Below are 26,963 nucleotides of genomic sequence, written 5' to 3'. Positions count from 1 at the left end.
GTGCGGGGTGTGATCGCGACCGGCTGCTTCACCTGCCGCGGGGGTCAGGCGGCGGCGTCGATCCAGACGGAACCGCTGACGGCGCAGATGCGGGAAGCCGAGCTGAGCCCCCCTCGGGGGGAGGGCCGGGGCGTTTCGTCATGCCCGGCCTACTTCACTCGGCGCCGCACCCCGGCCATCGCCTTGTCCCACGGGTATGCCTTCGGGTCGCCCTGCTTCGGCGGATGCGACTGGTACCCCTCCGGCCCGTCAAGCACGACAACGCCCTGCTCCCGCAATGCCGCCACCGACCGGGCAACAGCCGGCTGCGCGCCCTGCGCCTGGTTGAAGTAGGGCATCGCCACCACCGGCACGCCCATGTGGACCGCCTCCGACGGGATACCGATCGCGACCGTGTCGGAGATGCCGGCGCCCCACTTGTTCAGCGTCGTGCACGACATCGGCGCGACCAGCATGGCGTCGGCCTTCGGCAGCTGATCCCTTTCCCACGGCAGCTTGTACCGCGACCGCACCGGATGGCCGGTCAGCTCGACGAGCTCGTGCAGGCGCGGCTCCCACCACGTCGCCGCGGACGGGGTGAGGATCAGGCACACGTCCCACCCGTCGGCCTGGGCGGCGCGCACGCCTTCGTCGACGTACTGGGTAGGGCCCGCGGCGCAGGCGATCAGGTACAGCACCGGCTTCGTCATGCCCTCTCGTGTACCAGGAGCGGCCGGAGACCGCGGTCACCTTGGAGCATGCCGAGGGTGGGCAAACCGAGCGGCCTCCACGGCCGGTGAGGTGGGCGGACAGGCGGCGGGCCGCGGTCGTTGCACGACCTACCCGACGCTCGTCACCGGCGACGGTCTCCTCGGTCACGGCGCGGTCGCCCCCGTCGGGGCTCACCCAAGGTGATGAAGCACATGATCGTCGAGGTCGTGGATTCTCTGTGGACCTCGACCACAGGAGAGGCCCCCCAGGAACATCCCAGGAGGCCTCTGACCTGCTACTCGTACCGTGGGCGCGGACGGTTTCGAACCGCCGACATCCTGCTTGTAAGGCAGGCGCTCTACCCCTGAGCTACGCACCCGGCTCCCGGACGACACGCCCAGGACGAGTCGACAGCCTACATGGCCGGGGGCACGGTCGGGCAAACCCGTGGCGCGGGAACGCGGCGCCCGTACCTGGGGATAACCCCACCCCTGATCCGGGAGCGGCCCGGATCCCCCGGCGGGCCCGGAGTGCCTACGGTCGTAGAGCGCCCCAGAGCGCCCGTCGTCCGTCCAGGGGGAGATCGTCATGGCCAGCACCGCACCGCGCACCACCGGCACCACACGCACCGTCTCCGTCCGCGCCGCCGCCCTCACCGGTGCCGCCGTGGTGCTCGTCGCCGGTCTCAGCGCCTGCGGGGCGTCGGCCGCGGACGACACCGACCCCGACCACCGCTCCTTCGCCCTCGAGGGCCGCACGCTCACCGTCGACTCCGACGACTCCGCCCTGGAGATCGTCGCCGCCCGGAAGAACCCGTCGGGCAGGATCGGCGTCACCCGCTGGTTCGAGGGGTCGGTCGCCGTCGGTGACGACCCCGAGGTCACCTGGGACATGCGGGGCGACCGCCTGGTGCTGCGGATGAAGTGCTCCGGCATCGTCGCCGACTGCTCGGCCAAGCACCGCATCGAGGTGCCCCGCGGCATCACCGTCACGGTGCGGGACGGCGACGGCAGCGTGCGCGCCCGGGGCTTCAGGGACCCCCTGAGCATCCGCACCGGCGACGGCTCCGTCCGCGTCACCGACACCACCGGCCCCCTGGAACTGCGCACCGGCGACGGTTCCATCCGGGCCGACGTCTCCTCCCGCGACGTCCGCACCCACACCGGCGACGGCTCGGTCCGCCTCGACCTCGGCGTCGTGCCGGACCGCGTGGAGTCCCGCAGCGGCGACGGCTCCGTGACCATCGCGGTGCCCCGGGCCGCCTACCGCGTGACCACCCGGACCGGCGACGGCGGTGTCGATGTGTCGGTGCCCCGCGACGATGCCAGCTCCCACGTGGTGTCCGCCCACACCGGCGACGGCAAAGTGACGGTGCGAACGGCGAACTGACCGGGCCGTGTGTTCGTCCTTCACCGGTGGGAGAATGACACCGGGCAGGGTGGACCACAGCACGGGAGAGGGATGTGACGGCGACACCAACGCAGCCGTACTCGCCGTCGGAGCCGCGCGCCCCTCGTCCGCGCCGCCGCGTCCCCCGCGCCCGCGGAGCGCTCCGGGACACCCTCGCCCTCGCCGCACTGCCGCTGCTGGCCGCGCTGGTGCTGCCCGCCGCCTTCGCGGGCGGGGGCACCCGGCGCTGGTTCGGCGGAAGGGCCGAGAACCAGCGGGCCGAGGCCCAGGCCGCGAAGGACGCCGCCGCGGCCGCCTTCTACGAGCTGGACACCGCCCAGCGCGACCTGCGCATCTCGATCGAGACGATCACCGCGGTCGACGACTCCCCCGCCGCCCGGCGCGCGGTCGCCGACTTCGACGCCCTCGGCCGGCGCATCGACGAGGCCAGTCACCGCTACATCGAGGCCGTCGACGCCCACGACCTCGACCGCGACGACCTGGAGGCCTCCGCCGCCTCCCGTGCCCGCGGCGAGCTGACCGCCGCCAAGGAGGAACTGGACCGGGTCAAGCAGGAGCTCGACCGTTTCACCGACGGCCTCGGTCCCCTCCTCGGCAAGGCCGAGACGCAGCTGGCCCGCCTCGCCCCCGCGGTCGAACGCGCCCGCCAGGCGCTGCTCGCCGCCTCCAACGCCCTCGACGCCGTCCGCGCGTCGGGTCTGAAGGCGGACGACCTGGCCGCGCGGCTCGCCGCCCTGTCGCCGGAGCTCACCAAGCTGAACCAGGGCGCCGGACAGCACGGCGTGCCGCAGACCCTGGAGCGGGCCGAGCGGGTCACCCGTGAGGGCGAGGCGGTGCGGGTGGAGGCCGAGCGGCTGCCGGACCGCGCCGCCGAGATCGACCACCGGCTCGTCTCCCTGCGCACCCGCGCCCAGGCCCTCACCACCCGCTCCGAACAGGTCGAACCGACCCTGAGCGAACTGCGCCGCCGCTTCACCGCGGCCTGCTGGCAGGACCTCCAGCACGTCCCCGACGCCGCCGCCGAGAGCGTCAGGCAGGCCGAGACCCGGCTGGCCGAGGCCCGCGCCGCCCGAGCGGAGCAGCGCTGGGCCGACGCGTCGGCCCTGCTGTCGACCGTGCGGGCCCTGCTGAACAGCACCGACGAGGCCGTCTCGGCGGCCGGCGACCGGCTGCACCGGCTGAACGCCGTGCAGAAGGACCCGCAGCAGGAGATCGAACGCACCCGCTTCGCCATCCGCGACGCCCAGCGCCTGGCCATGGCCGGCCGCAACACCCCCGACCCGCGCCACGCCCGCCCCCTGGACGACGCCGTGGCCCGCCTGGACCGCGCCGTCGCCACCCTGGAGGGCCGCCACCCCGACTACTGGCACTTCCTCACGGAGGCGGAAGCGGTCCGCCGGGCCGTGGCCCACGTGGTCGGCGAGATCCGCGAGGAGCGAGGGGCCGGACACTGAGCCCGGCCCCCGCCCGTGCTCAGGTGCGGTAGGCGTAGTAGTACGCGTTCGGATACGACGCGACGAGGCTCGCCACCGACCTGCGGAGGGTGTTGTTGGAGTGGTAGGTCACGTACGGCACACCGCCGCTCTTGTACGTGACGATCATCGTGTGGTCCTTGGACCCGTCCCGGTCGAAGTCCATCTGGAGGACGTCACCGACCTCGAGCTGGAAGACGTTGGCGAGCGGCGTGGTCCGCTTGGAGTTCTGGGCGAACCAGGACCACTCGTTGACGCCGACGAAGGAGTCCGACTGGATGTCGGCGTTGCCGAACCACTTGGTGTAGTCGTACACGTAGCCGGGGGCGTGCTTCCAGCCGCCCGCCTTCAGCGACTGGCTGACGAAGTTGGTGCAGTCGCCGCCGGCGCCGTGACCGCTGAAGTCCGGGTAGTCCTTGTTGTAGACGTTCCAGTACTTCTCGGCATAGGCCGCCATGGCCTTGTAGTCGTACGTCGTGCCGGCCTTCGGGGCGGGGGCCGGGTTGCGGGTGGTCGCCGCGCGCGGGGCGTCCGGCGTGGTGTTGTCGGCGGCGGTGGTCGCCTTGACGGGGGCCGGCTTGGAGAGCGTGTTCACCGCGAGGCCGCCCTGGTCGGTGTCGCGGATGCCGGTGAGCCGCCAGTCGCCCTGCCGGTCGGCCTTGAAGGTCAGCTCGTGGCGGGCCTGGAATCCTGTGGTCTTCGGGGCGTTCCCACGGGCTCCGGCGTAGGTGAGGGTCGTGGTCTCGGTGACCTCCGCCTTGGCCGTGCGGCCCGTCACCCGCGTCGCGTCCAGCGTGACGGTGGTGCTGGCCTTGCCGTACGTCTCGCCGGCCTTCGCCAGCTTCTGCCGCCGCTGCCCCAGCTCGGACAGGGCGGCGTCCTCGGCGCGGGCCGTGCCGGAGGACAGGGCGACATCGCCGGAGAAGCCGTCGGTCAGCGGCTTGTCGGCGTCGGCCCGTCCGCCGTCGACCAGGGCGTTGGTGCGGTCGGTGAAGACGGCGTCCGCCAGCCGCTGGAAGGTGGCCTTGGTCCGCGCGTCCACCGTCGGGTCGTCGACGACGGCCGCGCCCGCGCTCCAGTTGGGCAGCAGGGCGACTCCGGCGACGACCGAGGCAGCCGCGGCCCCGACTATCGTGACGCGGCGGCGCGTTCCGCTCAATTTCCGTGATTTCACTGGTGTTTCCCCTCTTGCCCCGGCCAAAGGGTTGCCGGGGTACGAGATCTTCGCATGGAGTGTGTGGCTGCTGTGAAGGGTGTTGCGGCCGTTACTTTGGCGTGATCACTTCACGACCGTCGACCAGTCGGGCGACTGCGCCGGGTCCAGGCCGCGCAGCCGTTGCAGGGTCGCGGGCTTCTGCACGTCGAGCCAGTCGGCCAGTTCGCGGAAGGACACGCACTTGACGCCCTTCTTGGTGCAGATGTCCTTGACGACCCGGTCGACGGCCCGCATGTAGATGCCGCCGTTCCAGTCCTCGAAGTGGTTGCCGATGAACAGCGGAGCCCGGCTGCCGTAGTACACGCGGTTGAAGCCGGACATGTAGGAGGCGACGGTCTGCTCTTCCCACTCGGGGTAGTTCGCCGGGTCGCCCTCGGTCTCGCCGTCGGACTGGTTGTAGAGGAAGTTGAAGTCCATCGAGAGGCCCTGGTACTTGCCGCCCTCGTAGGGGAGCATCTGCAACGGGAAGTCCCAGATGCCGTTCTTCTTGGCGGGCCATATCTGGAAGTCGCCCGCGGAGCTGGCGTCGTAGCGCCACTTGTAGTCCTTCGCGGCCCTCAACAGGTTCTTCTGGCCCTCCAGGCAGGGCGCGCGGCCGCCCGTGACCTCTTTCCTGATGTCGAACGGCAGCGGGGCGACGTCCTGGAAGCCGGTGTTGGTCTTCCACTTCTCGGTGAAGGCGTAGAACTGGTCGATCTCGCTCTTCCACTCCGCGACGCTCCAGTCACCGCCGCCCTTCTTGCCGCAGAAGTGGCCGTTGAAGTGGGTGCCGATCTCGTTCCCGTCCCGCCACGCCTTGCCGAGCTGCTCCAGCGTGGTGCGGATGTGCTCGTCGGTGGCGAAACTGATCGCCGCCGACCCCTTGGCGTGCTGGGGCGGGGCGTAGAGGTGCTTCTTGCTCTTGGGCAGGAGGTAGATGCCCGTGAGGAAGAAGGTCATGTGGGCGTCGTACTCCTCGGCCAGTTCCCGGTAGTGCGAGAAGAGCCCGTCGTCGCCCTGCAGTGCGCCGTCCCAGGAGAAGACCACGAACTGGGGCGGCTTCTCGCCCGGTTTGAGCGGCACCGGCTTCAACTGCCCCCGTGGCGGGCCGGTGTAGGAGGTGGAGCCGTCCCCGAGGACCTTCGTCCTGCCGTCCCACCGGGGCTCCTGGTCCGGCTTCGCGGAGGCCTTCTTGTGAGCCCCCGAGGAGGCGGTCGGGGTGCTGGTGTCCGAACGGGTCAGCACCACGTAGCCGGCCACCAGGGACGCGACGACGAGGAGGGCCGCCAGGGCCAGCACCCCCGGCGGCACGGCGCGGCGGGGTGCGCGGGGTCGGCGGCGGCGGCCGGACGGCGATTTCATGCGCGGCTCATTCTGCGAGGGGGGAGGTGGCGGTGGTGGGGGGACGGCGCGGGGCCGGGCACGGGGATCAGCCGATACCGCGGGCACCGGACCAGATGCGGTACGGGACGCTGTCGTCGGGAGAGCCCGCGATCCCGTCCAGCGGCAGGGGTTCGAGGCTCTTGGTGAGGTCGATGCGGTAGGCCACCACGGCCGTCGACACGGAATTGGCCGTGCCGACGTACCAGGCGGCGGTGTCGTTCTGCGTGGTGCCGGCCTTCCCGGCCACCGCGGTGGCCGTGACCGCCCCCGGGCGGGCGGTGCGGAAGGCGTCCGTGAGGGCGGACTGGACGGCCTCGGCCACGCTCGCCTTCACCGCACGGCGGGCCGCGGGCTTCGTCAGCGCCACCTCGGAGCCATTGCGGGTGATGCGGGCCACCGAGTACGGCTCGACGTGCTTGCCGGCGGCGGCGAACGTGGCGTATCCGCTCGCCATGCGGATCGCGCTGGGGGTGGCACTGCCCAGGGACATCGCGGGCACCTGCGGGCCGAAGCTGGAGGAGAGCAGGCCCGCCCGCTGGGCGGTGTCCCGCACCCTGTCCAGGCCGGTGTCCATGCCGAGCTGCATGAACGGCGTGTTCACCGACAGGGCGAGCGCCCGGCCCAGAGCGATCCGCCCGTAGGACTTCCCGCCGTCGTTGCGGGAGGTGACCTGCTTGCCGGCACGGTCCCAGTAGGGGCCCTCGGGCGTCCGCACGGCGATGCCGTCGTCCCCGTCGTACAGCGTCTGCGGGGTGACCTCGGTCGCGGCGCCGTCACGGGTGCGGTGCACGCCGTGTTCCAGGGCCGCGGCGTAGACGAACGGCAGGAAGGCCGAACCGGCGGGCACGGTGGTCGCGTTCGACTCGTTGTAGCCCTGTTCACGGTGGTCAGGGCCGCCGTGGACGGCGAGGATGCGCCCGTCGGCGGCCACCGAGGAGGCGCCGAAGTGCAGGGCCTTCGCCTTCGCCGGGTCGTCCTTGCGCGCCCGCTTGCGGGCCTTGTCCACGGCGTCGGTGAGGGCGGTCTCCTGCTTGCGGTCGAAGGTCGTGTAGATCTGGTAGCCGCCCAGGTCGAACTCCCTGGCCGTCAGGTGCGCCGCCTTCTTGCCGTACTGGGCGGCCAGTTCCACGAGGTAGTCGCTCTGCTTGCCGGTGTCGTAACCGGGCGTCCGCTTCAACGGCTCGGGGAACTCCTTGTACCGGGCGCGCTCGGACTTCGACAGCGAGCCGGTGTCGACCATGCGGTCGAGGATCCAGGACCAGCGCTCCACCGCCCGGGCGTGGTTGGCCCGGCTCAGGGACGGGTCGTAGAGCCCGGCGCCCTTGAGGAGGGAGGCGAGGAAAGCGGCCTCGCCGGCGTCGAGTTCGCCGACGTCCTTGCCGTAGTAGGCCTGGGCGGCGCGCTGGATGCCGTAGGTGCCGCGGCCGAACCAGCTCGTGTTGAGGTAGCCCTCGAGGATGTCGTCCTTGCTCATCTCGTTGTCGAGCTTGAGGGCGAGCATCGCCTCGGTGAACTTGCGGCCGACGGACCGGTCCTGGTTGAGGTAGACGTTCTTGACGTACTGCTGGGTGATGGTGGAGCCGCCCTGGGTGTCGCCCTGGCCGACGGTGCGCCACAAGGCGCGGGTGAGGCCGCTGAAGGATATGCCGGGGTCGCTGTAGAAGCTCGCGTTCTCCGCCGCCAGCACCGCGCCGCGGACGTCCTCGGGTATGTCCTTCAGCGGCATCGCCTGCCGCCGCACCCAGCCGGTGCGGGCCATGGGCGTCCCGTCGGACCAGAAGTAGACGTTGTCCTGCTGGGTGGCGTAGGAGTTGAGGTTGTCCGGGATGTCGGTGGCGGCGTAGGCGGAACCCAGCAGGACGATGCTCATGCCGGTGAACGTCAGTACGGCACCGAGCCATTGCCGCCAGGAGGGCGCCCAGCGACGCCAGCCGGTGCGGTCGGGGTGCGGGTAACGGGGCCGCAGGCGGCGGGCCTCGGAGGCGACGCGCGCGGCGAGTCGCGCGGGCCCCGGGGCCGCGGCGGACAGCCGGGACAGGGGGGAGGGCCGAGGAGCCCTGCGCCGACGGCGCGACCGGCCGGGACCGCTTCCGTCCGCGGCCGCGCCGGAGGACGCGTTCGCCTTGTCGGTCGCGCCCGCCTCGACGATGCGCAACAGCACGGTCTCGTCCGCGTTCATGGCATCGGGGACCTTCAACTGCATGGTCTCGTCCGATTCCCGCTCAGCCTTGGACACGGCTGTCTCCCTCCCGCTCACCATGGTGCTCGCGCGGAAGGACATGGCTGCCGTGGTCGACGGCAGCGCGCCCTTTCGTCCCCCGCCTTCACGGCTTCTCGCGACGTTCGAAAGTTACCAGCGGCCTTTACAGGTCCTCCACACCGGTACGGCGACAGTGATCAAAGCGATTCCAGAAGGACGTCGCTTCCGCCGGCGCGGATTAACCTGTCCCCATGCCTCGCTACGAGTACCGCTGCCGGACCTGCGGCGACACGTTCGAACTCAGCCGTCCCATGGCCGAGTCCTCCGACCCCGCGGCCTGCCCATCGGGCCACGACGACACGGTGAAGCTCCTCTCCACGGTCGCGGTCGGCGGCTCCGCCTCCGCCCCGGCACCGGCGCCCCGCGCGGGCGGCGGTGGGGGCGGCTGCTGCGGAGGCGGTTGCTGCGGCTGACGCGGCTGCCGGGTTTCCTCAGGAACCCTTCAGCTTCGGTTTCCTAGCGTGGTGGCATGACAGCCATCGCAGCGGACGCCGGACCGCAGTGGGTCAACGACCTGATGGACGCGCTGGGCGCGCCGGGCGCCGGGCTCGCCATCGCCCTGGAGAACCTGTTCCCGCCGCTGCCCAGCGAGGTGATCCTGCCGCTGGCCGGGTTCGCCGCGAGCAGCGGCCGGATGGGGCTGCTCGCCGTCCTGCTGTGGACGACGGCCGGATCGGTCGTCGGCGCGCTCGCGCTCTACGGCGTCGGCGCGCTGCTCGGTCGTGACCGCACGGTGGCGATCGCGGCCCGGCTGCCGCTGGTGAAGGTCTCGGACATCGAGAAGACCGAGGCCTGGTTCCTGAGGCACGGCACCAAGGCCGTGTTCTTCGGCCGGATGATCCCGATCTTCCGCAGCCTGATCTCCGTGCCGGCCGGCGTCGAGCGCATGCGCCTGCCGGTGTTCCTGGGGCTGACCACCCTGGGCAGCGCGATCTGGAACACGGCGTTCGTGCTCGCGGGCTACTTCCTCGGAGCGAACTGGCACACCGTGTCCGACATCGTCTCCGCCTACTCGAAGGTGGTCCTGGCCGTGGTGGCGGTGGCGGTGGCGGCGTTCATCGCGGTACGGCTGCGGCGGCGCCCTGAAGGGGCACGGGACGGTGTCGATGTGCGGCTCCGCCGCGGGGCGCGAACGGCCACGACGGCGCCGTACCCGCACGACGACCAGGACACCCGAGTCCTCAGGCGCCCCGCACCGCCCCGAGAAACTCCCGCAGGATCCGCTCCCCTGCCAGAACGCCCCGCTCGGGAAGCGCCCTGATCGCGGGGGCCGTGAAGCCCGCGTCGGCCAGTTCCCCGTGGCCCGGGCGCCAGCCCCGGTCCGCCGCGAGCAGCAGATCGGCGTCGAGCAGGGAGTCACCGGCGGCAAGGGTGAGATCGGCCCCGGTCCGCCGCGCGACCTCCCGCATCGCCGCGCTCTTGGTGAGCGGCTTGGGAACGGCGTAGATCTTGCGGCCCTGGAGGGACACGGTCCAGCCGCGGTTCTCCGCCCACACCGCGAGTTCCTTCACCCAGTCCTCGTCGAGCAGTTCGCGTTCGACGACGAGGTAGGCGAACAGGTCGTCGGCGACGCGGTGCTTGCGCACCCACACCGGGTCCGCCGCCCTCAGCAGGTGCTCCTGCACCTCGGCCAGGGGCGCGCACTCGTCGGCCAGCCGAGCCGTCACCCGTGCGTGCCAGTCGGGGTCGGAGACCCCGTCCACCAGGAGGTGACCGCCGTTGGCGCAGATCGCGTACGTGGGCTCGGGCCCGGGCAGGTTGATGCGCTGGTACTGCTTGCGCGTCCGGGTCGTCGTCGGCACGAACACGGCCGCGTCGCCCAGGTCGGTCAGGAGCCCGGCCGCGGTCTCGGTCATGTACGACAGCGGCTTGCTCTCGTGCACCTCCACGCACAGCAGCCGGGGCGCCCGGGCGTCCGGCATGGTCAGGGCCAGGGCCGCCGAGGAGTAGATCAGCGTCCGGTCGAGGTCGCTGGCGACGATCACGCGCGTCACAGGGTCACCGCCTTGCCGTCGGCGCCGGTCGCGCCCCGGGTGTACTTGGGGTGGATCAGGCCGACGCAGGTGTAGGGCAGGGCGTCGACCTCCTCGACGGGCACGCCGCGCTGCTCGGCGAGCAGGCGGACGTGGTCGAGGTCGCTGCCCGCCCCGGCCCGCGCCAGGACCTTCCAGGGCACGCGGCGCAGCATCACCCGGGTCGTCTCGCCGACGCCAGGCTTGACGAGGTTGACGTCGTGGATGCCGTACTCCTCACTGATGCGCTCGACGGCGGCCCAGCCCTCCCAGGTGGGCGAGCGGTCGGCCGCGAGCAGTTCCTTGGCCTGGGCGCAGGCCGCCTCCGTGACCTCGGGGAAGCGGGCGGAGACGGCGTCCAGGAAGGCGACCGAGACGTCGGTCGCGGCGAGGTCGCGGTAGAACTTCGCGCCGTGGAAGTCGTCCGGGCCGACCAGGTCGGCGCGCAGCACGGTCCGTGAGATCAGCCCGGAGACGGTGGAGTTGAGGCAGGCCGAGGGGATGAGGAAGTCCTCGCGGGTGCCGTAGGTGCGCACGCAGGAGCCCGGGTCGGCCAGCACGGCGATCTCGGGGCTGAAGCCGCTGACGCCGTCGGTCTTCTCGAACTCCTCCAGGGCCTGGGCGAGTTCGCGGGTGATGGCGCCCTTGCCGGTCCAGCCGTCGACGAAGACGACGTCCCGGGGGTCGTGATGCCGGGCGAGCCAGCGCAGCGCGTTGGCGTCGATGCCCCGGCCGCGGACGATCGACACGGCGTAGTGCGGCAGGTCGAGGCCGTGGCGGTACCGGGCCCAGCGGCGCATGAGGATGCCGACGGGCGTGCCGGCGCGGGCCAGCGAGACCAGGACCGGCCGCGGCGACCGCTCGGCGAGGACCGTCTCGGTGACCACGCCGACCGCCTGGGCGATACGGGCCGACGAGGTCTTCAGGGCGGCGTGGAACAGCTCCTGGTACTGCTCGCTCGGCTGGTACTCCACGGGCAGCGACTCGGCGTAGTGGGCGCCGCCGCTCTGGATGGCCTCCTCGCGCTCCTCGGTCGGCGCCTCCAGCGTCACGTCCGAGAGGTCCTGGAGCAGCCAGCCGACCTCCTCGGGCGCGTACGAGGAGAAGGCGGGGCCGCGGAGGGGCTCGGGCAGCATGGAGGGCCTTTCGGGGGCAGGCGGGGCCTCGGGGGCGTACGACGGTATGACGGCGAGGAGGACGCGCGGCGTGTGCGCGGCGAGGCGGGCCAGCAGACCGTCGGGCGCGTGCAGTGCGGGGGTGTCACCGGCCGAGTCGACCACCGCGACGACGGCGTCGAAGCCGGCGCCGGCGACGTTGTAGACGTACCGCTCGCCGGGGCCGTCGGCGGGGTCGTCGTGGGCGGGGAAGGCGAGGCGGGTGCGTATCGCGTAGCCGGGGTCGTCGACGGCGAGGACGGGTGAGCGGGTGGTGGTGGAGAAGCGGACCTCGACGCCGGTGGTCCGCTCCAGCTCCCGGGCCAGCCTCAGCGGCGCGTACATCAGCTCCTCGAAGCCGAGGACGTGCACGCGGCGGGCGTGGTGAGGGAGAGCCTCGGCGATCCGGACCGCCATCGCGGGCAGGGCGGCTTCCAGCCGGGCGCGGTGGGCGGGGGTGAACCCGTGGCGTCCGCCGTCGGGCAGGCCGGCGGGCCAGTGCAGGTCCACGCGGGTGGCGTGGGCCTCGGTGCGGTCCTCGTCCGGCTGCGGGCCGGTGGGGGCTGTTCGCGCAGTTCCCCGCGCCCCTGCAAGGGGCGCGGGGAACTGCGCGAGCGACCACGACGGCGCCGCACTCTCCGCCTCGTGCCGGGCCACCAGCTCCTGCCCCTTCTCCAGCACCCCCTCCGGCAGCCGCACACGCCCCGAAGCCGCCGCCACGAGATCCACCCGCGCACCGATCTCCCGCGCGAACGCCTCCAGCCGCCCCGCGTCAGCGGGTGAGCGCATGTCGACCAGTGCCACCACGACGTACCTCCGCCGCGGATACCGCTGATGGAGATCGCGCACGGTGTTCAGCACCGTGTTCCCCGTGGAGAACTCGTCGTCGACCAGGACCAGCGGCCCGTCGCCGGCCAGCAGCGCGGGGTCCTCCGGCAGCAGCAGGTGGGAGGTCGCGTGGGAGTGGGACTCCTCGAAACCGCCGGCCGGGGTGAGCCCGGCGACCGGGCGGCGCGTGGAGTGCAGGCAGGGGGCGAGGCCCAGCCCGTCGGCGACACAGTGGCCGAGGCCGGTCGCGGTCTCGGCGTAGCCGAGGACGACGGCCCTGCGGGCCTCGTCATCGCCCAGCAGCTGCCGCACCCGGCGGCCGAGCTCCCAGCCGTGGCCGTACACGACGGACGGCGACTGCGGCACGTGCTTGCCCAGGACGTTCGACACGAGCAGGTGGGCCCGCTTGGGGTTGCGGCGCAGCGCCAGCCCCAGCAGGCCGGTCAGCCGGTCGTCGCCGACGAGCTCGACGCCGAGCCGCTCGGCGACCCAGTCGCCGGACCAGACGCCGTCGCCCGCGTCGCGCCCCTCGGGGTGCGTCCCCTCGTTCACTGCCTTCTCCATGAACCCTTCGAATCCTCAAAAGCCGTACGGTTCAGCCTGGCAGACCGGCGGCCAGCAGTTCGACGAAGCCGATGTCCTGGTTCGCCACCCCGAAGACCTCGGCACGCAGCAGGGTCCGCTCGGCCCAGGCCCGATGCGGTTTCACCTCGTTCATCTTGTTCGTGTAGGCCGACCTCAGCACGCCCCCGCCGCCGCGCTCGGGGCGCAGGATGTCCTCGGCGTCCGAGAACTCCTCGTGGCTGACGACCGACAGGGCGTGCACCGGCAGGACGTGCGAGGGATGGATGCAGGTCTTGCCCAGCAGACCGTTGGCCTGGTCCAGGGAGATCTCCCGCAGCAGGCCGTCCATGGCGTGCTCGATCAGCTTCTCGCGCAGCTCCGCGGCCTGCACCTCCAGGAAGGGGCTCTGCCGCAGCAGGGGCTTGAACATGCGCGCCTGGACCCGGAAGTACTCCCACACCGGCCCGGTCACGGTGAAGCCGGTCCCGTCGGCACGGCCCAGCATGTTCACCACGTCGGCGATGACGGAGGCGACGATCTGCACGTCGTAGGCCGTCATGTCGGGGCCCCTGCGCAGTCCGTAGGAGGAGCAGAAGTCCGTGACGCCCAGGCGCAGGGCGAGGACGCGGTCGCGGTACTTGTCGACCGCCCGGAAGATGCCCTCCAGGGTCTCCACGCGCGACTCGCGGTAAAGCAGCTCCGGGGACTCCAGCACGGGCATGGCGAAAAGACGACGGCCGCTTTCGGCCTCGGAGGTGGCCACGGCCTCGAGGAAGGGGATGCCGCGTTCCTCGGTGAACTTGGGCAGGACGAATCCGGACAGCAGCCGGACGGCGGGGCCGAGGCGGCGTACGAGGTCGGGTATCTGCTCGGGGGTGCGGACCCGGATGAAGAGCAGCGGCGGGTCGGCGTCCGGGAGGCCGTGCAGGGCCGTGAACTGCCGGACGAGGTTCTCCTCGCCCGGGCCGACGTCCGCGTCGTCGATGGAGTCCTCCAGGCACAGCACCATCGAGACCACACCCCGCCCGGCCTGCTTGAGGACGTCGTCGGCCAGGCGCGGCCGGGTGGCCGGGCTGTAGAGCGTGGCGCCCAGGGCCGCGGAGAGCAGGCGGGCCGGGGAGTCGGGGGTGAACGTGCACGGCTCGCGGTAGAAGAGACGCTTCCGCACCTCAGGGGCGATGTGCCCGAAATGACGCATGGAGCTCCCCCGTGGTGGTTTTACGGCCTGCGAATCGATGAAAGCTGGCCGGTAATAGTACGTAGAAGTCCATGTCGGAGGTTCCCGTCAGGCATGAATATCAGGTAACGCGGGCAAGCACAGCCAGGCCCGGCCATGACGACGGTAGTCCTCGACGGCCGTCGGCGCCGCTCGTGACCGTGGCCCCCCGCGTTGTCGTGAGCAGGACCGAGCAGGCAGGATGACCGCATGACGCACGCGATGCTGAAGGGGTCGAACGTCCCGCTGGAAGCCACCACGGTGCGCGCCGTGCTGCGCTGGACGCCTGGCCAGGGGGTTCCGGACGTCGACGCCTCCGCGCTGCTCCTGGGCCCCGACGGCCGTGTGCGCTCCGACGAGGACTTCGTCTTCTACAACCAGCCCCGGCACCCGGCCGGGAAGGTGTGGCGGCTCGGCAAGAAGCGGGACGCCGAGGGCCTGACCGACACGATCCAGACGGAGCTCACCGGTGTCGAGCCGGAAGTCAGCCGGATTCTGCTGGTCGCATCGGCGGACGGCGTGACGTTCGACCGCGTACAGGCGCTGCGCATCGCGCTGTACGACGCGGCGGGCAGCGACAGCGAGGCGCTGGCGTACTTCGACGTGAAGCCGGAGACGGGCCAGGAGACGGCCCTGATCTGCGGGGAGCTGTACCGGCGCGGGGATGCCTGGAAGTTCCGGGCGCTGGGCGAGGGCTACTCGAACGGGCTGAAGGGGCTCGCGACCGACTTCGGCATCTCGGTGGACGAGTCGGAGGCGGCCGAGGAGGGCGAGGAGGCGGCGACCATGACGGTGCCCGCGCCCGCCACCACCAACACGCCCGCGCAGCAGACGACCGCCGGTCCCGGGCAGCAGTCCTCCGAGGTCTCGGGGCCGCTGCCTCCGGAGCAGCCGGCCGGGGTGCCCTCGCAGCCCGCGTACGGGTATCCGCAGCAGCCGCCGTCGACGCCGCCCGCCTATGGCTATCCGCAGCCCACGGGCCGGCCCGTCGCCGGTTATCCGCAGGCACCGGCCACCGCGGGTGCCGCGGGGGCGCAGCCGGGCTACGGCTACCCGCCGCCGGTCACGACGGCCCAGGACCCGGACTTCCAGCTGCCTCCGCAGGGTCCGCAGTTCGTCGGACGGTAGGCGGACGGCGGCCCCGGCGCGCGTCGGGGCTCCGGGGTCAGCGGTCGACCTTGGTCTTGTAGCCCCGCCCCCACTGCAGTCCCCATCCGTAGAGCCGGTCGAGTTCGGCCTGGAAGCCGTAGACGAACTTCGCCTCGCGGCGGACGACGATCTCGTTCTTCACCTTCTCGATCATGACGACGGCGCAGGAGCGGGCCTGCGGCTGGCGTTCGTCGAGGTGGATCTCGACGCGGGGGCCGTTGCTCGGGTAGAGCGTGACGATGGCGTGGGCGCGGTCGAAGGCCGGTGTCTGGTCGTAGATGTAGACGAAGACCAGCAGCCGCTTGATGCTGTCGTGGTGGTCGAGGTTGATGTACATCGTCTCGCCGGACGCCGAGCCGAAGCGGTCGTCGCCGCTGAGCTTGACGTACGGCGGGGCGTTGACGTCACCGAAGTAGCCGCCGAGGGGCTGGACGACGCCCTTGCTGCCGTCCTGGAGCTCATAGAGGCAGCCGAGGTCGAGGTCGACGTTGACCATGCTCTGGCTGTGCCCGACGACCTCGGGGGGCTTGAGCGCCCGCAAGGGGTGGCGCAGCAGGCTCTCGCGCTGGGAGCCGCCGAAGTCGGAGGTGCGCATCCGCCAGCTGAGGTTGACGCGCAGATGGCCGGTGGCCGCCCCCTGCTTGGTGAGTGATATCTGTGACCGCCGCTTGGTCAGTTCGATCGCGTTGGTCGACGCGTCGCCCGAGTCGAACTGCGCGTCACCGCGCCTGAGTCCGTCGAACAGGCCCATTCCGCCCCCCACGTTCCCTTGGGGGCCGCGGGTCGTCACCGTACCCGCGGCCCTTGACGACCGACGGGGCGGCCGCCGAGGAGTCGCCTCGGTGGCCGCCCCGTCGAGAGCGTTCCTCACCCGGAGGGGTGTCACACCCCGGACGAGACCTCAGTCTTCTCGTCCGAGCCGGCTTTTCCCTCGGCCGCCGCGAGCGCCTTGTTGCGGCGGACGGAGGACCAGAAGGACGCGGCGATCAGGACGACGCCGATGAGGCCGGTGATGATCTCGTTGATCTGGTACTGGATGGTGATCAGCAGGAGCGCGGCGAGGGCGCCGATGGCGTAGTGCGCTCCGTGCTCCAGGTAGACGTAGTCGTCGAGGGTGCCCTGGCGGACCAGGTAGACCGTCAGCGACCGGACGTACATGGCGCCGATGCCGAGGCCGAGGGCCATCAGGACGATGTCGTTGGTGATGGCGAAGGCGCCGATCACGCCGTCGAACGAGAACGACGCGTCCAGGACCTCGAGGTAGAGGAACATGAAGAAGGCGGCCTTGCCGGCCAGCTGGACCGCGGAGCGGGGCTTGCCGCTGCGCTCGGCCTCTTCCTCCGCCTCGTGCTCGCGCTCCTCCTCCTCTTCGAGCTTGTCCTCGAAGTAGCCGGAGAGCCCGCCGACGATCATGTAGGTGATCAGACCGGCGATGCCGGCGAGCAGGACCGTCTCCGCCTTGTCGACGTGGGTGCCGCCGTGCTGGTGGGCGTGGGTGGCGACGGTCATCGCCGAGATCAGCAGGACGATCAGCGCGATGCAGACCGACAGCATGTCGACCTTGCCGAGCTTGGCCAGCGGGCGCTCCAGCCAGCCGAGCCACTTGATGTCCCGGTCCTCGAAGATGAAGTCCAGGAAGATCATCAGCAGGAACATGCCACCGAAGGCGGCGATCGACGGGTGGGCGTCGGTCACCAGCTGCTGGTAGCGGTCCTTGTCGTTCAGGGCGAGTTCGACGGCCTTGATCGGACCCAGCTGGGCGCTGATCGCGACGATCACGACAGGGAAGACCAGCCGCATGCCGAAGACGGCGATCAGGATGCCGACCGTGAGGAAGATCTTCTGCCAGAAGGCATTCATCTTCTTCAGGATTCCGGCGTTGACCACCGCGTTGTCGAAGGACAGCGAGATCTCGAGGACGGAGAGGATCGCGACGATGCCGAGCGCGGTCCACCCGCCGAACAAGACCGCCGCGACCAGGCCGAGCGCGGTGACCGCGAACGACCACCCGAAGGTTTTCAGAACCACTGGCTACCCAATCGTGTGTGTACGGGGCTCCCCCGCGCCGTACCCGGCTTTACGAACTTTTGAAGCCGAAGTCTAGTCGGGCCCCCTGCGCACCCCACTGGCCCCTGGATTTTGCTCATAACGCGTTATGAGACGTGGACCCCGAAGTCCAGCGCGATGCCCCGCAGTCCCGACGCGTACCCCTGTCCCACGGCCCTGAACTTCCACTCGCCCTGGTAGCGGTAGAGCTCCCCGAAGATCATCGCGGTCTCGGTGGAGGCGTCCTCGCTCAGGTCGTAGCGGGCGAGCTCCTGGCCGTCGGCCTGGTTCACCACCCGGATGAAGGCGTTGCTGACCTGGCCGAACGTCTGACCTCGCTCGTCGGCCATATGGATGGAGACGGGGAACACGATCTTGTCGCACTGCGGCGGCACCTTGGCGAGGTCGATCAGGAGCGACTCGTCGTCGCCGTCGCCCTCACCGGTGAGGTTGTCGCCGGTGTGCTCGACCGAGCCGTCCGGGCTCTTGAGCTGGTTGTAGAAGACGAACCACTCGTCCCCGAGCACGCGGCCGCCGCTGCACATCAGGGCGCTGGCGTCGAGGTCGAAGGGCGCTCCGGTGGTGGAGCGCGCGTCCCAGCCGAGCCCGACCATCACCTGAGTGAGGTTGGGTGCGGCCTTGGACAGGGAGACGTTGCCCCCCTTGGCGAGCGTGACGCCCATGATGCTGTCCCTCCCCTTGGGCCACAGGCCCGGTGATGTCACTGAGGTGGTCCTGCGCGTCCGGCGCCGCACGTAAACCGTGCGGCGCCGGACGAAAAGACCTCGGGGCCCTGTTCTCAGGGCCCCTCAGACCGGTTCAGACATTCACGCCGAAGTCCTGCGCGATGCCGCGCAGGCCCGAGGCGTAGCCCTGGCCGATGGCCCGGAACTTCCACTCCGCGCCGTGCCGGTACAGCTCGCCGAAGACCATGGCGGTCTCGGTGGAGGCGTCCTCGCTCAGGTCGTAGCGGGCGATCTCGGCCTCGCCGGCCTGGTTCACGACACGGATGAACGCGTTGCGCACCTGGCCGAAGGACTGCTGGCGGGTCTCGGCGTCGTAGATGGAGACCGGGAAGACGATCTTCTCGACGTCGGCCGGGACGGCGGCGAGGTTGACCTTGATCTGCTCGTCGTCGCCCTCGCCCTCACCGGTGATGTTGTCACCGGTGTGCTCGACGGAGCCGTCCGGGCTCTTGAGGTTGTTGAAGAAGATGAAGTGCTGGTCACTGGCGACCTTGCCGGAGCTGTTCAGCAGCAGCGCGCTGGCGTCCAGGTCGAAGTCCGTGCCGGTCGTGGTGCGGACGTCCCACCCCAGACCGACGATGACCGCGGTCAGGCCCGGCGCCTCCTTGCTCAGCGATACGTTGCCGCCCTTGCTGAGGCTGACTCCCACGAGTCCTCCATTGGTGTCCAGGGGCGGGATGCCCCGTTGTGCTCGGATGTCGGATCAACGAGTCGATCCTAGTGACGGGTTCCCGCCCCTCGCAGGCCCTGAAGCCGACAATTCAGCGGGTGTCGAGCACAGGCCGCCCGACCGGCGTCACAGGGAGTCGAGCGCCTTCACGTAGTCGTTCAGGTCGCGCGCGTCCGGCAGGCCGTTGACGACGGTCCACCGCACGACGCCCTCCTTGTCGATGACGAAGGTGCCGCGCACGGCGCAGCCCTTGTCCTCGTCGAAGACGCCGTAGGCCCGCGAGACGTTGCCGTGCGGCCAGAAGTCCGACAGCAGCGGGTACTCCAGGCCCTCCTGCTCGCCGAAGACGCGCAGGGTGTGGATGGAGTCGTTGGAGACGGCGAGCAGCTCGGTGTCGCGGTCGGAGAACTGCGGCAGGTTGTCGCGCAGCGCGCACAGCTCACCGGTGCATACGCCGGTGAAGGCGAAGGGGTAGAAGAGCAGCACCACGTTCTTGCGGCCCCGGAAGTCGGACAGCCGCACGGCCCGGCCGTGGTTGTCCTTGAGCTCGAAGTCGGGGGCCTTCTCGCCGACCTGGATCGCCATCGCGTGGGTGTCCCTTCTCGGTCTTCTCCGGTGGGGCCACCCTACGCAGGCGCGGGGGCAGGCCGAAGGGCGGGCCGGCAACGCCGGCCCGCCCGCCGTACGACTACCGCTTGGACTTGGCGGCCTTGGGTGTGGCCAGCCGGCTGCCGCTCCAGTCCTTGCCGACGCTGACGCTCTTGGAGGCCGTCAGTCCGGCGGTGGTGGCGGCTTCCGAGATGTCACTCGGCTCCACGTAGCCCGAACGGCCGGTCTTGGGGGTGAGGAGCAGGATGGCACCGCCCTCTTCGATGTACGTGGTGGCATCGACCAGCGCATCCGTCAGGTCGCCGTCGTCGTCACGGAACCACAGCACAACGGCGTCGGCCACGTCGTCGTAGTCCTCGTCCACCAGGTCGCTCTCGACGATGCCCTCGATGGCCTTGCGGAGCTCCTGGTCCACGTCGTCGTCGTAGCCGATCTCCTGGACCACCTGCCCGGGCTGGAACCCCAGCCTGGCGGCAGGGTTCGTCCGCTCCTCCGCGTGGTCCGCGGTCGCGCTCACGGGTTGCCTCCTGATCTTGTTTTGGGAATAACTCAGCCACGCGCGTGCGCGAAGCATTGGCCGTAGTCCACACGGGCGGGACGGATCGCGCAAGTACCCGGCCGTTCGGACCGCCGAAACGGTGACGATCCTGGCTGTGTCACCGCAACTTCAGGCACACCATCATGGCCCGAGGTGACGCACACCACACCTTTCTGCCCCGTTTGGGCGTTTGGGAATCGTCTGTGGGTACGAGACTCGAAGGTATTCGCCCCATACGTCACGGACTCGGGACGGAGTCGATCTTACGCTCGGGTTACCGCTCGGTAGAGATGACGATTCACGGCCCCGAGGTGGACCATGGGGAGCGGCGCAGCCCCCCAGCGACGACGCCCAGCGACGACAGCGAAACAGCGGCCTTCGCACGGCCCTCTGACAGGTAAGGAACAGCGTGGCTTCCGCATCCGATCGCAACCCGATCATCATTGGCGGCCTTCCGAGTCAGGTTCCTGACTTCGATCCCGAAGAGACACAGGAGTGGCTCGACTCCCTCGACGCCGCCGTCGACGAGCGCGGCCGGGAGCGCGCCCGTTACCTGATGCTGCGGCTGATCGAGCGGGCCCGCGAGAAGCGCGTGGCCGTGCCGGAGATGCGCAGCACGGACTACGTCAACACCATCCCCACCAAGAGCGAGCCGTTCTTCCCGGGCAACGAGGAGATCGAGCGCAGGATCCTCAACGCCACGCGCTGGAACGCGGCCGTGATGGTCTCCCGGGCCCAGCGCCCGGGCATCGGCGTCGGCGGCCACATCGCCACGTTCGCCTCCTCCGCCTCCCTCTACGACGTCGGCTTCAACCACTTCTTCCGCGGCAAGGACGAGGGCGACGGCGGCGACCAGGTCTTCTTCCAGGGCCACGCCTCCCCCGGCATCTACGCCCGCGCCTTCCTGCTGGACCGGCTCAGCGAGCAGCACCTGGACGGCTTCCGCCAGGAGAAGTCCAAGGCGCCCTACGCGCTGTCGTCGTACCCGCACCCGCGGTCCATGCCGGACTTCTGGGAGTTCCCGACGGTCTCGATGGGCCTCGGCCCGATCGGCGCGATCTACCAGGCGCGCATGAACCGCTACATGGAGGCGCGCGGGATCGCCGACACCTCCAAGTCGCAGGTCTGGGCGTTCCTCGGCGACGGCGAGATGGACGAGCCGGAGTCGCTGGGCCAGCTGTCCATCGCCGCCCGCGAGGGCCTGGACAACCTCACCTTCGTCGTCAACTGCAACCTCCAGCGCCTCGACGGCCCGGTGCGCGGCAACGGCAAGATCATCCAGGAGCTGGAGTCGATCTTCCGCGGTGCCGGCTGGAACGTGATCAAGCTGGTCTGGGACCGCAGCTGGGACCCGCTGCTCGCCCAGGACCGCGACGGCGTGCTGGTCAACCGGATGAACACCACGCCCGACGGGCAGTTCCAGACGTACGCCACGGAGACCGGCGCGTACATCCGCGACCACTTCTTCGGTGACGACCACCGGCTGCGCGCGATGGTCGAGGGCATGACCGACGACCAGATCCTGCACCTGGGGCGCGGCGGTCACGACCACCGCAAGATCTTCGCGGCCTACAAGGCGGCCGTGGAGCACAAGGGCCAGCCGACGGTGATCCTCGCCAAGACGATCAAGGGCTGGACGCTGGGCCCGAACTTCGAGGGCCGCAACGCCACGCACCAGATGAAGAAGCTGACGGTCGACGACCTCAAGCGCTTCCGCGACCGTCTGCACCTGCCGATCCCGGACAAGGAGCTGGAGTCCGGCGTGCCGCCGTACTACCACCCGGGCCGGGACTCGGAGGAGATCCAGTACATGCACGACCGCCGCAAGGGTCTGGGCGGTTACGTCCCCACCCGCGTGGTCCGCTCCAAGCCGCTGGCGCTGCCCGAGGACAAGACGTACGCGACGGTGAAGAAGGGCTCGGGCCAGCAGTCCATCGCGACCACGATGGCGTTCGTCCGGCTCCTCAAGGACCTCATGCGGGACAAGGAGATCGGCAAGCGGTTCGTGCTGATCGCGCCGGACGAGTACCGCACGTTCGGCATGGACTCGTTCTTCCCGAGCGCGAAGATCTACAACCCGCTGGGCCAGCAGTACGAGTCGGTCGACCGCGAGCTGCTGCTCGCCTACAAGGAGGCGCCGAACGGCCAGATGCTGCACGACGGCATCTCCGAGGCCGGCTGCACGGCGTCGCTGATCGCCGCGGGCTCGGCCTACGCCACGCACGGCGAGCCGCTCATCCCGGTCTACGTCTTCTACTCGATGTTCGGTTTCCAGCGCACCGGCGACCAGTTCTGGCAGATGGCCGACCAGCTGGCGCGCGGTTTCGTCCTGGGTGCGACCGCCGGCCGTACGACCCTGACCGGTGAGGGTCTCCAGCACGCGGACGGCCACTCGCAGCTGCTGGCCTCGACGAACCCGGGCTGTGTCGCCTACGACCCGGCGTTCGGCTTCGAGATCGCGCACATCGTGCAGGACGGCCTGCGCCGGATGTACGGCTCCTCCGAGGAGCACCCGCACGGCGAGGACGTCTTCTACTACCTGACCGTCTACAACGAGCCGATCCAGCACCCGGCCGAGCCCGCGAGCGTGGACGTCGACGGCATCCTCAAGGGCCTGTACCGGTTCAGCGAGGGCACCTCCGGCTCGATCCCGGCGCAGATCCTGGCCTCCGGTGTGGCGGTGCCCTGGGCGGTCGAGGCGCAGAAGCTCCTGGCCGAGGAGTGGAACGTCAAGGCGGACGTCTGGTCGGCGACCTCCTGGAACGAGCTGCGGCGCGACGCCGTGGACTGCGAGGAGCACAACCTGCTGCACCCCGAGGAGGAGCAGCGGGTGCCCTACGTGACGCGCAAGCTGGCGGACGCGCAGGGCCCGGTCGTGGCGGTGTCGGACTGGATGCGCTCGGTCCCGGACCAGATCGCGCGCTGGGTGCCGCAGACGTACCAGTCGCTCGGCGCGGACGGGTTCGGCTTCGCCGACACCCGGGGCGCGGCCCGCCGCTTCTTCCACATCGACGCCCAGTCGATCGTGGTGGCGGTGCTGACCGAGCTGGCCCGTGAGGGCAAGGTGGACCGCTCGGTGCTCAAGCAGGCCATCGACCGATACCAGCTGCTCGACGTGTCGGCGGCGGACCCGGGGGCCGCGGGCGGCGACGCATAACACGTCGAGCCCTGTCAAGGGGTGGTGCGCCTCACGGACACACCGTGGGCACACCACCCCTTCACGTTTCCTACGATGCGCCCATGCAGCAGCAGTCGGCCCAGCTCCGCTGGGAACATCGCACCCAGCGGCCCCTCTTCGGCCTGGCCCTGGCCTTCGCCGTCGCCTACGCCGTGCCGATCGTCCGGCCGGACGCGGGCCCGGACATCGTCCGGGTGTGCACGGCGATCGAGTGGGTGGTGTGGGGGGCCTTCGCCCTCGACTACGGCGTACGGCTGGCGCTCGCGCCGCACCGGCGGGCCTTCGTGCGGACGCACTGGCTCGACCTGGGCGCGGTGCTGCTGCCGATGCTCCAGCCGATGCGGCTGCTGCGGCTGGTGTCCACGCTGCTGCTCGTCGGGCAGCGGGCGCGGATGGCCTCGCAGATAAGGCTGACGACGTATGTCGTGGGTGCGGTGGTCGGGTTGCTGATGTTCGGCTCGCTGGCCGTGCTGTCGGTCGAACGGGACTCCCCCGACGGGAACATCAGGACGCTGGGCGACGCGGTGTGGTGGTCCTTCACGACGATGACGACCGTGGGGTACGGGGACCACGCGCCGACCACCGGGCTGGGACGGATGCTGGCGGTCGGGCTGATGCTGTCCGGGATCGCGCTGCTCGGTGTGGTGACGGCGAACATCGCCGCCTGGTTCATCGCGCGGTTCGAGAAGGACGACGTCGAGGAGAGGCGCCAGACCGAGGCGATACGGGAGCTGACGGAGGAAGTACGGGCGCTGCGCGGGGAGTTGGCTGAGCTCAAGGGGGACCGGGTGGAGTGACGAGAGGGCCCCCGGCCGAGCGGCCGGGGGCCCTTCTCATACTTCTCATCCGGGTCAGAACAGACCCGTGCCCATACCCGGTGTGGCCGCTCCGGACAGCCAGATGACGGCCAGGAGCGTGTCGATGGCGCCCAGGACCAGGGCGATCACGGCCGCGGTGGGGCGGGAGCCCGACCACGCGCGGCCCATGGCGAGCCAGCCGCAGACCATCGCGACGGGACCGAGGACGATCCCCAGCACGAAGAAGCCTGCAACGGCGCAGATGACTCCGATGAGTCCGAGCGTCGCGCGATCCGTCCCGGTCCGTGACCACGTCCGGCCACGTGAGCGGGGGTGCCTGCGCGTGCCGTGTCCGAAGCTCGCCATCATCAACTCCCGTAAACCCTCGGTCGGTTGGGGCTCGGTTCGGGTATGACATGGCGAGTACCCCGTCAGTGGGGTTCAATCCCGCTGCCTGCGCGCTGCCCCCCTCCGGCAGCGCGCCGCAGCGTCCGTCCTCCATGCCCTGCGGAGGACTTGACCCACTGTGACCTGCGGCGGGTGCCGGAGGGGAGGGTTCGACGGTGTGGTTCACCCTGATAGGCGAACGGGCCGTCGGGGAGCGTCAGATGTGCGCCGCGCCGGCGCCGGCCTCCGCGTTCTCACCGCGCTTGGTGAGGAACGCGACCAGTACGGCCACCACGGCGACCCCGGCCGCCACGAGCGAGGCCGCGCTCATGCCCGAGATGAACGTGTCGTGCGCGACGCCCGTGATCTTCGCGGCGATCGCGTCCGGCGTGCCCGGCGCCACCGGCGGGACGCCGACCTGGACCGCCTCGGAGGCCTGGTGCTCCTGCTCCGGGGTGAGCGGCGGCAGGCCCGCCTTCACCCAGTTGCCGGCCAGGTCGCTGTTGACCTTGGAGGCCATGACGGCACCCAGCACGGCCGTGCCGAGGCTGCCGCCGATCTGCATGGCGGCCTGCTGGAGACCGCCCGCGACGCCCGAGAGCTCCATCGGAGCGTTGCCGACGATGACCTCGGTCGCACCGACCATGACCGGCGCCAGGCCGAGGCCCAGCAGGGCGAACCAGAGCGACATGACGGCGCTGCCGGTGTCCGTCTCCAGCGTGGACATCCCGTACATGGCGATCGCGGTGAACGCCATGCCGCCCGCGAGCGGCACACGCGGGCCGAGCTTGGTGATCAGCGCGCCGGCCAGCGGCGAGCCGACGATCATCATGCCGGTGAGCGGCAGCAGGTGCAGACCCGCGTCGATCGGGCTCATGCCGTGCACGTTCTGGAGGTAGAACGTCACGAAGAACAGGCCGCCCATGAACGCGATGGCCATCAGGACCATCAGCACGACACCGGCGGACAGCGCCACGGAGCGGAACAGCGCGAGCGGGATCAGCGGCTCCCTCACCTTCGTCTCCCAGAAGGCGAAGAGCGCGAAGCACAGCACCGAGGCCCCGAGGAAGCCGAGCGTCTTCGGGTCGCCCCAGCCCCACTCGGACGGCGGGGCCTTGATGAGCGCCCACACCAGGCAGAACACGGCCGTCGACAGCAGGGCGATGCCCAGGAGGTCGAAGGAGCGCGGGGCGTTCTCCGCCCGGTGGTCGAGCAGGATCAGCACGCCGAGGACGACGGCGAGGACACCGACCGGCACGTTGATGAAGAACACCGACTGCCAGTTGACGTGCTCGACGAGCACACCGCCGAGGATCGGGCCGCCCGCGGTGGACGCGCCGATGACCATGCCCCAGATGCCGATGGCCATGTTCAGCTTCTCGGCCGGGAAGGTGGCGCGCAGCAGGCCGAGCGCGGCCGGCATCAGCAGCGCGCCGAACAGGCCCTGAAGGACGCGGAAGACGACGACGAACGCGATGCTGTCGGACAGGCCGATCGCGCCCGAGGCGGCGGCGAAGCCGACGACGCCGATGAGGAAGGTCTGCCGGTGACCGAAGCGGTCGCCGAGCTTGCCCGCGGTGATCAGGGAGACCGCGAGGGCGAGGAAGTAACCGTTGGTGATCCACTGGACCTCGGCGAACGTGGCGCCGAGGTCCTTCTGTATGGCCGGGTTGGCAATGGCCACGATGGTGCCGTCGAGGGCCACCATCATGACCCCCACAGCGACGGTGATGAGGGTGAGCCAGGGGTGCCCGCGCAGCCCCTTGGCCGGCGCCGCCCCCGACGGCGACGCCGGTTCCTTGCCCCCCGACCCCGTCGTGTCGATGGTGGTCTGACTAGTCATGCCGCGAGGCTAATGACAGCCACTGACAATTGACAAACCAATTCACTAGTCGGTCACTGACACGCCATCCCCGTATAGCCTGAACTGGGCAAACACTTCAGACGAGACGTGAGGCACCTCTTGAACCTGCGCGAACGCAAGAAGCGGCGCACCCGGGACGCCCTGCTGCGGGCCGCGCTGGAACTCTTCGCCACGCGCGGGTACGAGGAGACGACCGTCGACGACATCGCCGCCGCCGTGGACGTCTCGCAGCGCACCTTCTTCCGCTACTTCGCCGGGAAGGAGGAGACGGCGTTCTTCGTGCCGCGCCTCGCGGAGACGCTGGTCGTCGAGGCGCTGCGCAGGCGCCCGCCGGCCGAGGCGCCGCTGGAGGCGCTGCGCCGGGCCGTGCTGGAGAGCTGGGACGCGATCAACGAGGCCGTCGAGGAGCTCGTCCCGATCGACCTCCACATGCGGGTCTACCGGGTGATCGAGTCGACGCCCGCGCTGCTCGCCGCCCATCTGCGGCGCTCGGCGGAACTGGAGGAGCAGCTCGCGGGCATCATCGCCGAGCGCGAGGGTCTCGACGTGGACGCGGACCCCCGGCCCAGGATCGTGGTGGCGCTCTTCGGCGGGGTGATTCGTGTCACCGAGCGCCTGTGGTCCGCGGGGGACGACCTCAGCCTCGACGGCATGCGCGAACTCACCACGACATACCTGGATCAGGTGGGTCCCGCACTGGCGGGGAACTGGCGTGCGGAGCCGTCCCCCTGACTCTGTCACCGAAACGTGATCCCGGTCACTTGGTTAACGCGAGACCCTCTCGTTCTCCTAGTG

The 26,963-nt window shown here is 70.5% G+C and carries 23 protein-coding genes and 1 tRNA gene; 8 read left to right on the top strand and 16 right to left on the bottom strand.

All coding sequences use genetic code 11. The annotated features are described in order from the left end of the window. Positions 1–149 precede the first annotated feature (149 nt). Complete coding sequence (locus AC0665_RS08200; protein ID WP_478704630.1) at positions 150–689, bottom strand: flavoprotein; 540 nt, start codon at positions 687–689, stop codon at positions 150–152. A 308-nt stretch (positions 690–997) separates the two neighbouring features. Further along, positions 998–1,069: transfer RNA gene (locus tag AC0665_RS08195), tRNA-Val, on the bottom strand. Positions 1,070–1,278: 209 nt separating this feature from the next. Here AC0665_RS08195 and AC0665_RS08190 point away from each other — a divergent pair. Next, positions 1,279–2,079 carry a DUF4097 family beta strand repeat-containing protein gene (locus AC0665_RS08190; RefSeq protein WP_468638125.1) on the top strand — a complete coding sequence of 267 codons (801 nt, stop codon included), beginning with the start codon at positions 1,279–1,281 and terminating at the stop codon, positions 2,077–2,079. Positions 2,080–2,153: 74 nt separating this feature from the next. Then, the gene (locus AC0665_RS08185) at positions 2,154–3,554 is read left to right on the top strand and encodes a hypothetical protein (RefSeq protein WP_478704629.1); all 1,401 of its coding nucleotides are present in this window, start codon (positions 2,154–2,156) and stop codon (positions 3,552–3,554) included. A 19-nt stretch (positions 3,555–3,573) separates the two neighbouring features. Here the strand turns inward: AC0665_RS08185 and AC0665_RS08180 are convergent, their stop codons facing one another. The 3 genes from AC0665_RS08180 to AC0665_RS08170 form a co-directional block, all read right to left on the bottom strand. Continuing rightward, a complete protein-coding gene (locus AC0665_RS08180; protein WP_478602521.1) occupies positions 3,574–4,731 on the bottom strand; it encodes an amidase domain-containing protein in 1,158 nt (385 codons plus the stop codon). 120 nt (positions 4,732–4,851) lie between these two features. Further along, the gene (locus AC0665_RS08175) at positions 4,852–6,129 is read right to left on the bottom strand and encodes a polysaccharide deacetylase family protein (RefSeq protein WP_468638128.1); all 1,278 of its coding nucleotides are present in this window, start codon (positions 6,127–6,129) and stop codon (positions 4,852–4,854) included. Positions 6,130–6,196: 67 nt separating this feature from the next. Continuing rightward, a complete protein-coding gene (locus AC0665_RS08170; RefSeq protein ID WP_478704719.1) occupies positions 6,197–8,353 on the bottom strand; it encodes a transglycosylase domain-containing protein in 2,157 nt (718 codons plus the stop codon). 248 nt (positions 8,354–8,601) lie between these two features. Between AC0665_RS08170 and AC0665_RS08165 the strand changes: the two genes are divergently transcribed. Together AC0665_RS08165 and AC0665_RS08160 are read left to right on the top strand one after the other, a co-directional pair. After that, a complete protein-coding gene (locus AC0665_RS08165) occupies positions 8,602–8,823 on the top strand; it encodes an FmdB family zinc ribbon protein (protein WP_175432305.1) in 222 nt (73 codons plus the stop codon). A gap of 56 nt (positions 8,824–8,879) precedes the next feature. Further along, positions 8,880–9,671: a DedA family protein gene (locus AC0665_RS08160; RefSeq protein WP_478704628.1), complete on the top strand. Its 792-nt coding sequence runs from the start codon at positions 8,880–8,882 to the stop codon at positions 9,669–9,671. On the opposite strand, the gene AC0665_RS08155 is transcribed toward AC0665_RS08160, so the two are convergent. From AC0665_RS08155 to AC0665_RS08145, 3 genes are read right to left on the bottom strand one after another with little or no spacing between them, the layout of a single operon-like run. Next, on the bottom strand, positions 9,592–10,404 hold the full coding sequence (locus AC0665_RS08155) for an HAD family hydrolase (protein ID WP_363120674.1): 813 nt from the start codon (positions 10,402–10,404) through the stop codon (positions 9,592–9,594). The two genes, AC0665_RS08160 and AC0665_RS08155, sit on opposite strands and share 80 nt — an antisense overlap. Further along, positions 10,401–12,968: a phosphoribosyltransferase gene (locus AC0665_RS08150; protein WP_478704627.1), complete on the bottom strand. Its 2,568-nt coding sequence runs from the start codon at positions 12,966–12,968 to the stop codon at positions 10,401–10,403. The genes AC0665_RS08155 and AC0665_RS08150 overlap by 4 nt, the downstream gene beginning before the upstream one ends. Before the next feature lie 31 nt (positions 12,969–12,999). Then, positions 13,000–14,166, bottom strand: coding sequence for an HpcH/HpaI aldolase/citrate lyase family protein (locus AC0665_RS08145; protein ID WP_468413355.1), 1,167 nt, complete (start codon positions 14,164–14,166; stop codon positions 13,000–13,002). A gap of 228 nt (positions 14,167–14,394) precedes the next feature. Here AC0665_RS08145 and AC0665_RS08140 point away from each other — a divergent pair, with 228 nt between their 5' ends. Next, entirely contained in the window at positions 14,395–15,312 is a 918-nt protein-coding gene (locus AC0665_RS08140) for a TerD family protein (RefSeq protein ID WP_468638131.1), read from the top strand. Between the two features lie 37 nt (positions 15,313–15,349). On the opposite strand, the gene AC0665_RS08135 is transcribed toward AC0665_RS08140, so the two are convergent. The 6 genes from AC0665_RS08135 to AC0665_RS08110 all read right to left on the bottom strand — a co-directional run bounded on the left by AC0665_RS08135 (position 15,350) and on the right by AC0665_RS08110 (position 19,921). Next, positions 15,350–16,084, bottom strand: coding sequence for a TerD family protein (locus AC0665_RS08135; RefSeq protein WP_468413352.1), 735 nt, complete (start codon positions 16,082–16,084; stop codon positions 15,350–15,352). A gap of 131 nt (positions 16,085–16,215) precedes the next feature. After that, entirely contained in the window at positions 16,216–17,361 is a 1,146-nt protein-coding gene (locus AC0665_RS08130; protein ID WP_478602513.1) for a DUF475 domain-containing protein, read from the bottom strand. Positions 17,362–17,486: 125 nt separating this feature from the next. Beyond that, on the bottom strand, positions 17,487–18,062 hold the full coding sequence (locus tag AC0665_RS08125) for a TerD family protein (protein WP_468413348.1): 576 nt from the start codon (positions 18,060–18,062) through the stop codon (positions 17,487–17,489). Between the two features lie 136 nt (positions 18,063–18,198). Next, a complete protein-coding gene (locus AC0665_RS08120) occupies positions 18,199–18,774 on the bottom strand; it encodes a calcium homeostasis/redox stress adaptation protein (RefSeq protein WP_478602511.1) in 576 nt (191 codons plus the stop codon). 147 nt (positions 18,775–18,921) lie between these two features. Further along, complete coding sequence (locus tag AC0665_RS08115; protein WP_363122306.1) at positions 18,922–19,380, bottom strand: peroxiredoxin; 459 nt, start codon at positions 19,378–19,380, stop codon at positions 18,922–18,924. A 103-nt stretch (positions 19,381–19,483) separates the two neighbouring features. Continuing rightward, positions 19,484–19,921, bottom strand: a complete 438-nt coding sequence (locus AC0665_RS08110) for a DUF3052 domain-containing protein (protein WP_363122305.1) — start codon at positions 19,919–19,921, stop codon at positions 19,484–19,486. Positions 19,922–20,351: 430 nt separating this feature from the next. Between AC0665_RS08110 and aceE the strand changes: the two genes are divergently transcribed. Continuing rightward, positions 20,352–23,099, top strand: a complete 2,748-nt coding sequence (aceE, locus tag AC0665_RS08105) for a pyruvate dehydrogenase (acetyl-transferring), homodimeric type (RefSeq protein ID WP_478602509.1) — start codon at positions 20,352–20,354, stop codon at positions 23,097–23,099. An 83-nt stretch (positions 23,100–23,182) separates the two neighbouring features. After that, positions 23,183–23,917 carry a potassium channel family protein gene (locus AC0665_RS08100; RefSeq protein ID WP_478704626.1) on the top strand — a complete coding sequence of 245 codons (735 nt, stop codon included), beginning with the start codon at positions 23,183–23,185 and terminating at the stop codon, positions 23,915–23,917. A 54-nt stretch (positions 23,918–23,971) separates the two neighbouring features. On the opposite strand, the gene AC0665_RS08095 is transcribed toward AC0665_RS08100, so the two are convergent. Both AC0665_RS08095 and AC0665_RS08090 read right to left on the bottom strand, forming a co-directional pair. Then, positions 23,972–24,286, bottom strand: a complete 315-nt coding sequence (locus tag AC0665_RS08095; RefSeq protein ID WP_363122302.1) for a small hydrophobic protein — start codon at positions 24,284–24,286, stop codon at positions 23,972–23,974. Between the two features lie 235 nt (positions 24,287–24,521). Next, entirely contained in the window at positions 24,522–26,147 is a 1,626-nt protein-coding gene (locus AC0665_RS08090) for an MFS transporter (RefSeq protein ID WP_468413341.1), read from the bottom strand. A gap of 108 nt (positions 26,148–26,255) precedes the next feature. Between AC0665_RS08090 and AC0665_RS08085 the strand changes: the two genes are divergently transcribed. Then, entirely contained in the window at positions 26,256–26,900 is a 645-nt protein-coding gene (locus AC0665_RS08085; protein ID WP_363122299.1) for a TetR family transcriptional regulator, read from the top strand. Positions 26,901–26,963: the final 63 nt, after the last annotated feature.

The organism is Streptomyces sp. NPDC043685, assembly GCF_056436585.1.
The sequence above is the reverse complement of the archived record's forward strand: the minus strand, read 5'-3'. Positions and strand labels throughout refer to the sequence as shown.